We start from the raw sequence: 12,845 nt of genomic DNA, 5'->3' as shown, positions 1-12,845 counted from the left end.
GTTAGTGTTCACCTCTAGGAGGGAATCTTCACTTTGAAATTACATCAGCAATACCTGCTGTTACATCGCCAATACGGCCACCTTACAGAACATGAACTTACGCTTGCCAACCTCGCTGAATTGCTCGATTGCACGCATCGTAATACATTAACGATTGTCAAAAAGATGGTTGCTCATAAATGGATAAATTGGATTTCCCAGCGTGGCCGCGGTCGGCGTTCTTCACTGACCTTACTCATCCCGGCTGACCAAATCGCTGCTGAATACATGATGCAGGCCATGAATCGCCGGGAATTGCAGGAAGCTGCCGAGCAGGTGAGTGCATTCTCCAGTTCAACAACCATGCAGGATTATCTAAACCAGTGGTTACTTGGGTATTCAGGACATCATACAGAAGCAGGCACCAATAATGAGCAGATTGATACACTACGGTTGCCCCTGCGTCAACAGCTTCATGCGCTTGATCCGCTGTACATTAATCTATTAGCTGAATCCTTTGTTACCAGCCATGTCTTTGACGGATTGGTTCAACGTGGTGAACAAGGCGACATTCTCCCCTGTCTCGCTCATACTTGGGATGTCAGTGCAGACCGACAGACCTGGACGTTTTATTTACGAAAAGGCATTACATTTCACAATGGTCAGATGCTGACGTCCCATGATATTGTGCATACGTTTGAACGGCTGCAATCTACAGACCGCCGAACACTGTACCGTGATGTGAGTAAACAGATTCTATCTATTGAAGCGGTCAGTCCCTTGACCGTGTGTTTCCGGCTTAAAAAACCTCACGAATTGTTCCTGTCCTTTCTTACAACAAGTCGTGCGGCGATTGTACACTCACCGGGAACACACGAACAGAAGATGAATCATGCGGGTGATCTGCATGGAATGCAAAAACCTGTTGGGACGGGACCGTTCAAGGTCACGGCCTGGGATGATCACTTATGCAGACTTGAAGCCTTTTCTTCATATTTTCAGGGTAGAGCACATATGGACCGGGTAGATATCCTGCAAATTCCGTGGAGTGCCTCGGCCAAAATGGATGATAGTCAAGATATCGAAACCCCGTTCTTCCATCTTGTCCATAATCCGTCTTCGTCCGAGGGTGCAGACTGGACACAGATTAGTGCAGGCGTGATGGTTCATAAATTACTCACGTGTAATACGCAAAAAGCCGGACCGTTAAACGATCCGGAAGTAAGAGCACACATCCAGTCAAGCCTTGCTGGACTCTATGGAGATAACCCACATGCAGATGACTCTAAGGTCGTGATAACTGATTTGAGTACGGTGAATATGGAGATGGTTGAGCATGAGAAACTTAGAGAGGTTACCAACCAACTCACTTCCGTTAGTCCCGTCTCCCTGCACATCGCTACCATTCCACAATACCGCAGGGATGCCCAACAACTGGCATCTATATTGGAGCAGTGCGGTTACTCCTGCACCGTCCGCACAGGCACGATGGAGCAGTTCAAAGGAGATCTGCGGTTGGAATCTGATCTGATTCTCTTTTCTCTGATTCGGGACAGAGACGAAGAACTGCGCAGGTATGATTTGTACTCCACGTTGTCCGAGCATCTGGATGATTCTGCTCGCATAACGATTCATGAGATGTTGCAAACCGTTGTTGCTTCTCCGATTGCAGCAGATCGAACTTCTGAATTAGACCGAATGGAGCATTTTTTAGTTGATCAGAATTTACTGTTTCATTTATCCGAAAAACCGGTAGAAACCGCATATCTGCCTTCGGTACGTGGCCTATCTTTCAATAGCCAGGGTTGGGTGAACCTGCGTCATATCTGGTTTCCTTCTGACGCGCGAGCACGTCAGTTTGATTAAACATCGTATTATATATAATTATATCATCCAATCACGTGTCTTTTTTATTTTCACAATGTCGTAATCGGATGTCTCTGTTTGCTTCTCAATAAAATGGTATCTTTACGACGATATACTCCAAGCAGTAAACCCATCATGGCGTATTCTAATACTATATGAATGCCGCGCCCGATAAAAGGAAAGCTGACACTGACAATTGGAACCTTTCCCGTAGTCATCGCAAGAGAATATAACATTTGCAAAGCGAACGTAATTGTAATACTGAAAATAATCATTCGACCAAAATCATCTCTAATACAAGGCAGCGTCTTTAACATGCTGGCAATAAACCATACGATTCCAAGCAATAGCAAAATGCCTGCTGACCAGCCAAACACATCAATAAGCATCACTCCGGGATAGTCCATATAAAACCTTTGGGAAATTCCGAAGGTTATGTCAAAACCGTTGCCCCACCATCCGGCGGACTGAAGGATACTTATAATTGAACGGTTATACTCGAAGTTCCCCAGCAGATCATTCTGAAGATTTAAAACGACACTGAGTCTCTCAAAGCGCTTGTACTCACCTGTCAAAAACAACTGCAACATAATAACACTTCCGGTTATTGTAGCTCCGATGAAAGTATAGAGCCATTTTCGTGTAATCCATGCAAGCATGATCAGCGTAGCCGTTCCGAACAGAAACAATCGTACCCAATCTGAAGCTTGAAATAGGCTATAAGACGGCAAAGCCACAAGAAGAATATATGTTGAGACGGATTGTACATCACACTTGGTGCGCAACTTATCCAGCATAATTGCACCTATGGCGAGAGGCAATACCCACATCGATGTCGTTGTAAGATCAATTGTAAACCCGAATATGCTCCAGAACCGTTGTACACCGTAATCAAACGGTGATACCAGCGGATTAACCCACAACATACCACTTAACAAAATATAGATCCACCAGGCAGCTTTTTTCCATTTTCGATAATCAAAATACATCAAAAACACCATCAGTATTAAACCAAAAATGGTATACATCAAATGACTTATATATATCAACTGATAGTTTTCATCTGAGATATTTGTCGTATAAATCCACATCAGCAGCAGGCTTATGATTAGCAAACTGGCAAGTCCCGTTAACAGCCCCCAATGCATTCGATGGCGATGCAATCGGTGCATACTCTTGCCTACGACAGTTGGATCACCCATCTGTTCAATGGCATATGCAATTGCTTCTTCCTCTGTGTAACCTTCTTGTTCTTTGTCCAAAATGATCTCTTCCATGTGGTTTCCCAACTCATCACGCAAGTCGTTATGTACTTCACGAGCTTTAACCTGAACACACATGTAATCAAGATAATGCTCAATACGTTCATGTCGATTCGTCATGTCAGGCCTCCTTCCCCAAGCACCCGATCCACAGCTCTACGGAACAAATTCCACTCTGCTTTTTTACTTTGTAAGGCCTCCATGCCCTTGTCTCGGATCGAATAATATTTACGTTTACGGCCTTCAACCTCCATCCAGTACGACTCTACCCATCCTTCAATCTCCATGGCATGCAAAATAGGATATAACGTGCCTTCTTTCAGATTAAACACACCCTCGGATTGACGATGTAATTCCTTAATTAATTCATAACCGTACAACGGTCGTTCCTTCAATAAAGTTAGGATCAGTGTCTCGGTACTGCCTTTAATCATTTGTTTGTTAACCTGCAACGCCCTCACTCCTTCCTTTTCAATTCATTTAGCAAGACTTTTTATTTTGAAAAATACACTTTTACACTTTCAAATCTCTTTTTTATATACATCGGAAATCTATGCATAGAACAACTAGGTATGATATTACCTTATCCTTCCTTTTCTGTCTAGCTAGTACCCTTTTTTATTTATGTTAAAATATAAAGACCTTTTATTGACGAACTATTCTGATGAATCCATCTATTCGAATAATTCAATTACATAACCTATTTTTTTCAATACATTTAAGGAGGAATTACATTTCATGAGCAAACTAATTTTCTTTCTTGGCGGAGCTGGGAGCGGAAAGACAACACTAGCTAAAACCCTCTCCCGTAAACATAAAGCTGCTTTCTTCGACATGGATATCCTGCTTCGTCCTGCGGCCGAGGCAATTATGACCCTTCAGGGATTTAACCCATCCGACCGAGATTCACCTGAATACAAGCGGCTGTGCCGTGATCTTGGGTATCGCATTACGATGGATGCCGCTCTGGATAACGTGAAGTTGGATATCGATACGATTGTTGTCGGGCCATTTACCAAAGAAATCGGTACCCCGGATTGGATTGCCCAGGAACTTGCACGAATTGGACGTACCCTGGATGATACGGATGTGCGTGTGGCCTATATTTATCTTGAGAATGAAGCGTTATATCACAAACGGATTACAGCAAGACAATCTCCATTGGATGAGTGGAAACTTGCTCACTGGGATGCCTTCACAGCTTCTCTCGTCCGTAAAGAAGTAACCTGGCCCCTCCCCGCTTCATCCGTCGCTTATATTGACAACTCCAGTGATGATCCTGCGATTGCCTATGCTGAACTTGAACGACGGATGTACGAGTAGCTTTATAAAATTCACTTTACAATTCCTTTGTGCTATGTCCCTTCACATGGAAATTAAAAGAAGAAACAAAAAGAGGTATTTGTCGAGACCCCCGTTGGGTCCATCACGACAATACCTCTTTTCATATATTCAAGATCATCTTTTCATGTGTCCATGATCATTCGCAACTCACTCTTCACCATCAGCGATTGCGGGATCACGCAAAAAAGATTGCGGAAGTCCTGCCGTAATAAGCGCGTACTACGGAATCGCCAATTCAGTCGAACTGATAGATTATAAATGTACCTCAAATGTAAGACAACGTACAGATCTCAATACAAAGGAGAATTTCATGAAATCTCATGTAGCAACATGTGCAACTCAACAACAACAATATCAGCAACAGAGCTACAAATCGAATTCCAGATGGAAACGTGCGGTAGCCAACATCCTTCTGGTTGCATCTCTGAGCTTTACCACAATGAGCAGCGTATCGGCAGAGAGTAGCACACCTCATCCACGGATAAGCGCTCAGGAAACGGAATCGTTCCTCACTCAGTTCTTTGCTCAGCCTGAAATGAAATCTGCTCTGAAAGGTGCCGTAGTCACCGTTGTTCAAGACGAACAGATCGTACTTAATAAAGGATATGGATATGCCAATGTGGCAAAACAAATCCCAGTCGATGCCGACTCCACTCTATTCCGTGTAGCCTCCATCTCCAAAACGCTGACAGCAACCGCCATTATGCAATTGGCTGAGAAGGGTAAAGTCAAGCTTAATCAGGATATCAGCACATACACAGATGGTTTGGATCTGACCAACCATACCCGAACAGCTTTAACACTGGAACATCTGATGACGCACACCAGCGGGTTTGATTTTACGGATGCAGCAGCGATACCCAGGGATCTTAATCGTTCTTATCCGCTTGAGCAATTCATCCAAGATAACAAACCTTCCGTTGTCCGCTCTCCAGGAGAAGTTTTCCGTTACGACAACTACGGCTACGCACTCTTGGGCTACATTGTTCAGAAACAGTCCAAACTTCCATTTGAGACTTATGTACAACAGCATATTTTCCAGCCACTTGGTATGTCGGATAGCCATTTTACATTAAGCAGAGACACTCTGAGTACACTCGCGACTCCTTATGGTGCTGAAGGAGAGGAACTTTCGCAGTATCCCAATGTGCCCGACAGTTCACCTGAAGGCGGATTAATAACGACCGGACGGGATATGGCTCATTTTATGCTAGCCCAACTCAATCAAGGTTCGTACCAAGGCGCACGTATCCTCGATCCTTCATCCGTACAGGACATGCAAACGTTGGATGTCTCCATTCACCCTGATATACCCGGCACAGGGTATGGATTCGAATCCACCTATTCGCAGTACAATCATGGACGGAAAGTCGTGAGTAAAGCAGGCGATCTAGCGGGCTTCCATTCCAATATGTGGCTGTTGCCTAACGAGAAGACCGGACTATTTATCGTCTCCAACAGTGATGGACCCGATCTGCGAGAAGCGCTTTTCCACGCATTTATGGATCAATTTTATCCGAACAATGAGACGCAGTATGCTGATTATAGCGTACCTGAGTCTTCACTCCGTTCCTACGAGGGACTATATCGGGATATTCGCCTGCCCGCATGGATATATGATATTTCAGCTACAGCGAAAGGGCTCCAGGTTGTTGATGCTTATGGGACTCACACCTTAACCCCCCTTAAGGATATGCTGTTCATGGATGAGGACGGTAAGCTCGCTGGTTTCAAAAAAAATCAGTCAGGTGAAATCACTTATTTCTACTACAACAAGTCAGACAGCTGGTCCGAAAAATTGCCAGAAGCCAATCCGTATGATGATGTGCCAGAAGACCATCCCTATGCTCCGTACATCTATCGCTTGACACAGATTGGCCTATATCCACAGGATCAATCCCTTTTCGAACCAGAGAAGCCTGTAAGTCGTGGGGAGTTTGTAGCACAGGTCGTGGGTATAAGCGGGATGTCGATTTCGACTCAATCTCCAAAGTTTAAGGACACTGTATCAAGCCCCTATGCCGCTTACATTCAAACCGCCTTAGAACTGGGTATTGTGCAAGGTAGTACACGTGGATTGTTCCATCCCGAGCAAGCCATAACAAGGCAAGAGGCCGCGGTGATCATTTCGAGAACAGCACAACAACTACTGGGCGCACACGCTGTATCTGCCAATCTTGCCGGTTCACAGGATCATTGGGCTGAGGAAGGTGTCCAGTTTGTTGTCGCTTTAGGTCTCTACGGTCCGGAAGTATCCATATCCAGCAGCGGTGCTGTTAATTATAGATCGAAGCAGCTTATGCTTAGGCAGGAATCATCTGTTTTGATGTACAAAATGTTAGGCACTCTGCTACATTAACATAGAGTGATGCACGGCAAGCCATGACATTGCTACATGGCTTGCTTTTTCACATCCTATACCACTGATACAATCATAAGAACGGATGATTTTCCCATGAAATTAAAAGATTCATTACATAGATTCATTACATATAAATTTAGTTATGTTTGGCTTGTAACGATGTTGTCCTTTATACTGACAGCCACGTATATCCATATCTCTTCATTTCTTAATCCTTATATTGGTCTTTCACTAATACCGAGTGTTTCCAATTCGTGGGCAGTGCATGATGTAGATCCGCTAGGTTTAGCTTATACCTCAGGGATTAGAACAGGTGATACCGTTATCTTGTTAGAACCCGAAAAAGAATTCCGGCTACTCCAACAACAAGGAGTATTCTTAGTGACTGAAGCCTACACCATTGGTATTGAGAATTCTCGCGGTCAGGATTCGGAACATACGATGAAGCCTGGACCACGTGAATGGTTCAACATCGGCTTCTCATCCATCTTGGAATTGTTGCTGTTGCTGACCGGAAGTTACGCTTTGTTTAACCAACCCGGTTCACGGGTGATGCGTCTATTCTACCTGCTTAACCTGTCCATGGCCTTATGTATACTGACGATATATACATCCCAGTTGCCTATATCTAATTATATTCTCGCCTTTTGTGCGGCATGGTTACCTTACTGTCTAACCGCATTTTATGTGTCTTTTGTATTTCGCACCCGTCTGCATCGTTTCCGGTGGTTATTATTCATCAGCAGAGGAATTGCGATTGCCTATTCTACAGGCCTAGTATTTCTGTACATCAAGCAGTGGATGATGACCAATGTTCAGTTCAATCCAGGCATTACCATCGTTAACACCCCTGCTGCACCGTCTGGTCCAACCAATCTGCTAAACATCATTCTTTGTGCCACCCTTATGATTTTAATCTGGATAACATGGGTCAATCGTAAAAGCTACAATCGCAAGGAGCAGAACCAGCTATCGCTCTTGTTAACCGGAATCATTGTTAGTCTGATTCCCTTCATCATCTGTTTTGCTATTCCTACCCTGCTTCAAGGTGAACCTTTACTGCCTGTAGAGTACACACTCATTGGATTCCTGCCTTTATCATGGATGTTCACTTATGTACTTGTACAACGGAGTATGCTTGACTTCAAACTGGTTATGCCACGATTGATGATTCATGTTCTATATGCTTTGATCGTGTTTTTACTGTTTCTGGCTGCTTCTCATCTGTACACATTCCTTCACATTAGCATGCTGTTTGTCTCATTTTTGCTAATCACATGGGTGTACCAGTACACGCTGACCCGCTCCCGCAAGAAAAACAAACTTAACAAAGACTGGCTGGAACAGCAGCAACTGCGGTTGACTGTGCGAATGGCTGAGCAGCAAAACATGCGAGACATGATCCACGTGTTTGCCGAGATGTTCCACAAGATGCTGGATATCGAAGGCGTAATTGTGATATGGATTGATGATAAGGACAGATATACTCAGGAAGGCACAGGGGTTTTTGCTTCCATACAGAATATCGATAACGAGGCATTGGATATTGAAGTGTTACGACAGAAGTATGACTTGGCACAGATTTTGGAGCTGTCAGGTGAACCAACGACAGAGATGTTAGGATTACTGGGTATTGGTCACAAAGTAAATCGCACCCTTTTTTCAGCAGAAGAGCAGGATATCATTGCTAAAGGCAGGCTGGAAGCAATTCGAATGCTCCTGAATGGCAAACTCTTATCCGATCTGCAGAAGCGATACGAACATCGGGTAGATCAGACAGCTCTTCATGAACACATGATAAACCGTCATCGGAAGTTCAATGATATTTTGATGGAAGCGCAACAGGCAGAGCGTATGAAAACCTCTTATTTCCTTCATGACCAACTGCTTCAAAACCTGATCTTCCTGTCTCGTGATCTGGAGGAATTTCATAATACGGGAGAAACCAATGCGGATCAAACGGCTGTTTGGCTGGAGTGTCTATATGCTTCACAGAAAGATATACGGCAATTGTGTGATGATCTGTACCCTCATATTATGGATCGAAGCAATCTTGAGGAGGCGTTACAATGGCTCATCCGTTCGCTTCAAATGCAAAGTGGCATCAGGATGGAAATGAGGTACAATGCCCTCGCTGAAGAGTTGAAGCAAGAACCTCTGAAGTCAACCGTCTTTCGGACGATCCGTGAACTTATCATCAATGTGATGAAGCATTCTCAGGCCAAATTTTGCTCCATTCAGGTGCATACGAAGGATCATGACTTGATTCTACATGTAAAGGATGACGGCTTGGGATTTAATGTCCATACCACATTCGACACTGCAACTGGACACTTCGGTTTGATCTCCATACAAAGCAGCATACAGCATCTTGGTGGTGAATTCACCATACATTCCAGCATTGGCAAAGGAACATCAATAAACATTCGTTTGCCTTTAAGCAAAGGAGCTATTAAACAATGAGCGAACCCATTACAGTCGTTCTGCTTGATGATCACCCCCTGGTTATGGAAGGTCTCAACAACCGATTAACCCGTGAACCGGGCATACAGGTACTAAAGACATTCAGCGATCCTTTGCTTTTCTTGTCTGAAGTAGAGGCGTTGCAACCCGATGTTGTCGTGATGGATATCCGCATGCCACAGCTTGATGGTTTTGAGGTTGTGAGAAGATTAAAAGATCAATACGGATTAACCGTCAAAATTATACTGCTATCTGGGTACAATTATCACGAATTCCAGTTGAAAGCTTATGATCTGGGTGTCCATGCCTACTTATCTAAGCAAGCAACATATGGACAGATTATCAACGCCATCCAACAAAGTATGTTGGGTCATGTACTTATTCCTGAGACCATGTTATCTCCTAATCTGGAGGAATCACTCACTACAACCGAACGCGAAGTACTCAACCGTATCGCACTGGAGATGACTAATAAGGAAATTGCACATGATCTGGCGATCAGTCAACGTACAGTGGAGTATCATATCACCTCTATTACACAGAAATTTGGTGTTAAATCCCGTATCGGGGCCGTAGTCAAAGGCTATCAGGCAGGTATTCTCGGTGATGTAACACTCCCTGAGAAAAGATGAAAACATTCACCACTTTAAAAGAACAACAAAAGAGCGACAGAACACCCTTGTAATGCAACCTGAGGTTGGTTCTTAACCGCTCTATTTGTTGGTTTACTTTCCTATGAGGTTGTTCTATAAGGTGCATTCATGCTTAGGCGTATGCTCCCTTATCCGTGCTGACGCGCCGCATGGCGTTCAGCAATGCGAGACGTAATCATTCCATGACTTTCATCAATCTCTTCGGGTGTACAAGCGGCTTTCAGCTCATAGACTTTCACTGGTGAACGGTCGATAATATCCAGAAATGAATCGAACAAGGTCATGTCTTTACTATGAATGTACGGACACCAATGATCTGCCAACCCGACGGTTTCATGAATATGCACGCCAACCACATGATCAATCAACGCGTTAGCCTCGCGTACATTATCGTATAGTCCCATTCGATCCATCATCATGCCATGACCAATATCGTACCAGAGTCCAAGCGGCGCGCCTTTCATTCGTCCAATTATCGTTCCCGCTTCGTGCAAAGTCGGCATTTGATAACAGCGTGAGCGGGTCTCAATACCGAAATTCACCCCATATCCCCGCTGCTCGGACAACTCACATACCTCTTCCAGACTTTCCTCAATCCGGCTCAGGTAATGAGCACTGCCATCTTCCCGCTTCTCCAGCATCTCTTGCCATAAAGATTGATATGCCGATGAGTCTGGCCCCTGATCGTGGTATATCTTTTTCAACGCTTCATCAATATTGTATTCAAACGGCACCTCACCGGGATGTACAACGACAGCCTTGGCACCATAACGATGTGCGTACTCGGCTGAGCGAAGCAACAGTTCAATTGCCCGTTTGCGGCGCGCCTCATCATCGAATCCAAGCAGGACGGAATCTGTCCCGTAATCCGGATCAGCCACATACGGAAATGTATTATGCACACTGGATATACCGATCTCTCCCCGTTTAATCATCGGCTCTATCGTCTTCAGCATCTCTTCGGTGACGTTGTAGTTCAGTTCAACCTGTTTGAATCCGAGAGACTTGATCTCCTCGATCATACCTTGTCCGGTCGTGTGACGTTTAATATTCCAACATGTTGAGAACGAATATTCCTGTTTGTCCGTATACATGATTATTCCTCCCGCCTCTCATTCTATCGCCTGTTCATGGTCCATTTATCTCTATCTATTCATTCCTCTATCCGTTATCTTCATGTAGGGTCAATTCAAATCTCATCTTGTTCGCAGTCTTTCCCGGCACATAACGATAGATGATCTCCGCATGATTCACGTACATTAACACGGTTGGTTCAGGCGCCTCAGTCTTCACGGTACACGTAAGTCCAGGGAACTTCCATAATGCTGGTGTAATGTCCTGTTGACGAAGGGAAGGCCCTCTGATTTCAAAATAAACGTCGATTTCTTCCTCTGTATCCAATGCGACATTAATGGTTAACGAATCTGGCGTGAGATCCGCATCAAACGTCACTCCGCGCAGATGACTGTTCCACCCCTCGCCTACCTCACGGCGGATTAAGCGGAGATAATAACGCTCCCCCATCTCCGTCTGCCAGTGAATCGTGGCTGGATGCATCTGTCCGTTCGTATTCACACTTCCCGACATGGCCCCGATCATCCGCCCCTCACCAATCCAGGCTTTGGCCGTACATAGATTCCGATTCGACGTTGGATCATGGCGCTCACATAGTTCCATGAACTGTTTCTGCACAAGCCGATCCTCTTGATGAGCCTTGAAATACGGCACGGCTTCCACGGGCACATCCACCCCAAGGAGCGCAATCAGCGGATCATGGCCTGATTCACAGTTAATACCCGCCAGATATTCATACCCTTCACCAAGCATGAGATAGATAAATACACCGATTGAACTATGCTCTCGCATCTCCATGTCATACGCCCGAGAGAATGGGCCGGAGAGATTCTCGAGGTTGGCATTGTAATAGAGCGCAATGTTAGTCCACAACCCGTATTCAATCCGATGCCCAAATTCAACCAAATGTTCGGTGAGTCCATACTTTCGATACATGCCAAGCACGGACAGATCCACACCGTAATACGTTGTCGTATTGAATTCAGCGAATGTACCGTTGTACGCTTCAAACTCCTTCATCATTCTCTCTGCCTGTTCATCCGAATGCTGAATCCACTCTGTTCGGTTCAAGCGATGGCCGTAGTAGTGGGTGATGAAAATATGCATTAGCTCAATATTGGTGTTCATGGGGATTACGTCGAATAACCTGCGTTCTATTGACCCTTGTACAGCCAACTCCATGGCATGGTCCATCCGTTTCATGAGCGCCTCCGGTATATATTCAGCGAATTCGGCCGTTACCACCACACAGACACAAGCGATAAATTCGCGCCAATTGGGATCATAACTGATCCAGACGGGTGGCAGGACCTGATTTACTGCCGAATGAAACAGATGCTTCAGTTGTTTGGGATCTGCTGCCTCGATAAGCAGAGAACTCTCTTCCTGTAGTTTATGGATAAACTGCGCAGACACCTTCTCAAAGGTGCGTTCCAGGAAATAGGCCGTGCCTGGCGCAAAAGATTTCCAACCATAGTGACCCGCTGGTGGATGCACATCAGTTGGTCGGGTCGCGAAGGTTCCGTGATAGATCTCATCCGGAGCGTCATATTGATAGTCGAGCACCTTGTGGAACACCCGTATCGCGCGTTCCACATCACCAGGCTCATTTCGAATCAACAACCCAAGCGCATAATGTGCACTGGCTCGTGTGCTGTGCTGCGATGGATCCTCTTCTTCGAAACTGCAAAGCAGATCCATCTCCTTGTCATAGAAGCTATCCATCATCAACATGGACTGATTCACTACATACTGCTGTTCTTTGGACATCTTTTCTACCATTCGTTGTGTCATGTCATGCAACCTCCCGAGACTATAGGTGCGTGTTCAAAAAGATCAGTT

At 44.9% G+C, this 12,845-nt stretch carries 9 protein-coding genes; 5 read left to right on the top strand and 4 right to left on the bottom strand.

Going from position 1 to position 12,845, the window contains the following annotated elements; translation table 11 throughout:
* Positions 1-33 precede the first annotated feature (33 nt).
* A complete protein-coding gene (locus tag ACTHPG_RS07960) occupies positions 34-1,845 on the top strand; it encodes an ABC transporter substrate-binding protein (protein ID WP_440388575.1) in 1,812 nt (603 codons plus the stop codon).
* A gap of 50 nt (positions 1,846-1,895) precedes the next feature.
* Here ACTHPG_RS07960 and ACTHPG_RS07955 read toward each other — a convergent pair whose 3' ends face one another.
* Together ACTHPG_RS07955 and ACTHPG_RS07950 are read right to left on the bottom strand one after the other, a co-directional pair.
* Complete coding sequence (locus ACTHPG_RS07955) at positions 1,896-3,227, bottom strand: FtsW/RodA/SpoVE family cell cycle protein (protein WP_440388574.1); 1,332 nt, start codon at positions 3,225-3,227, stop codon at positions 1,896-1,898.
* The gene (locus ACTHPG_RS07950; protein ID WP_190945664.1) at positions 3,224-3,559 is read right to left on the bottom strand and encodes a PadR family transcriptional regulator; all 336 of its coding nucleotides are present in this window, start codon (positions 3,557-3,559) and stop codon (positions 3,224-3,226) included. Before ACTHPG_RS07950 ends, ACTHPG_RS07955 begins: the two co-directional genes overlap by 4 nt.
* A 286-nt stretch (positions 3,560-3,845) precedes the next feature.
* On the opposite strand from ACTHPG_RS07950, the gene ACTHPG_RS07945 reads away from it, so the two are divergent.
* From ACTHPG_RS07945 to ACTHPG_RS07930, 4 genes are all read left to right on the top strand, one after another.
* On the top strand, positions 3,846-4,430 hold the full coding sequence (locus tag ACTHPG_RS07945; RefSeq protein WP_440388573.1) for an AAA family ATPase: 585 nt from the start codon (positions 3,846-3,848) through the stop codon (positions 4,428-4,430).
* Positions 4,431-4,761: 331 nt separating this feature from the next.
* The gene (locus ACTHPG_RS07940; RefSeq protein WP_440388571.1) at positions 4,762-6,810 is read left to right on the top strand and encodes a serine hydrolase; all 2,049 of its coding nucleotides are present in this window, start codon (positions 4,762-4,764) and stop codon (positions 6,808-6,810) included.
* Between the two features lie 384 nt (positions 6,811-7,194).
* Positions 7,195-9,276, top strand: coding sequence for a sensor histidine kinase (locus tag ACTHPG_RS07935; protein WP_440388569.1), 2,082 nt, complete (start codon positions 7,195-7,197; stop codon positions 9,274-9,276).
* Positions 9,273-9,908, top strand: coding sequence for a response regulator transcription factor (locus ACTHPG_RS07930; RefSeq protein WP_440388568.1), 636 nt, complete (start codon positions 9,273-9,275; stop codon positions 9,906-9,908). The genes ACTHPG_RS07935 and ACTHPG_RS07930 overlap by 4 nt, the downstream gene beginning before the upstream one ends.
* Before the next feature lie 149 nt (positions 9,909-10,057).
* On the opposite strand, the gene ACTHPG_RS07925 is transcribed toward ACTHPG_RS07930, so the two are convergent.
* Both ACTHPG_RS07925 and ACTHPG_RS07920 read right to left on the bottom strand, forming a co-directional pair.
* Positions 10,058-11,023 (bottom strand): sugar phosphate isomerase/epimerase family protein, encoded by a 966-nt coding sequence (locus tag ACTHPG_RS07925; protein ID WP_440388567.1) that lies wholly within the window; start codon positions 11,021-11,023, stop codon positions 10,058-10,060.
* 67 nt (positions 11,024-11,090) lie between these two features.
* A complete protein-coding gene (locus ACTHPG_RS07920; RefSeq protein WP_440388566.1) occupies positions 11,091-12,797 on the bottom strand; it encodes a hypothetical protein in 1,707 nt (568 codons plus the stop codon).
* Positions 12,798-12,845: the final 48 nt, after the last annotated feature.

It is taken from the genome of Paenibacillus sp. SAF-068 (assembly GCF_051967555.1).
Classification (GTDB): Bacteria; Bacillota; Bacilli; order Paenibacillales; family Paenibacillaceae; genus Paenibacillus.
The sequence above is the reverse complement of the archived record's forward strand: the minus strand, read 5'-3'. Positions and strand labels throughout refer to the sequence as shown.

Bases quoted from the DNA above. Each gene is read 5' to 3' on its own strand.
- ACTHPG_RS07920 (WP_440388566.1), bottom strand. From the start codon at position 12,797: ATGACACAACGAATGGTAGAAAAGATGTCCAAAGAACAGCAGTATGTA.
- ACTHPG_RS07925 (WP_440388567.1), bottom strand. From the start codon at position 11,023: ATGTATACGGACAAACAGGAATATTCGTTCTCAACATGTTGGAATATT.
- ACTHPG_RS07930 (WP_440388568.1), top strand. From the start codon at position 9,273: ATGAGCGAACCCATTACAGTCGTTCTGCTTGATGATCACCCCCTGGTT.
- ACTHPG_RS07955 (WP_440388574.1), bottom strand. From the start codon at position 3,227: ATGACGAATCGACATGAACGTATTGAGCATTATCTTGATTACATGTGT.
- ACTHPG_RS07945 (WP_440388573.1), top strand. From the start codon at position 3,846: ATGAGCAAACTAATTTTCTTTCTTGGCGGAGCTGGGAGCGGAAAGACA.
- ACTHPG_RS07940 (WP_440388571.1), top strand. From the start codon at position 4,762: ATGAAATCTCATGTAGCAACATGTGCAACTCAACAACAACAATATCAG.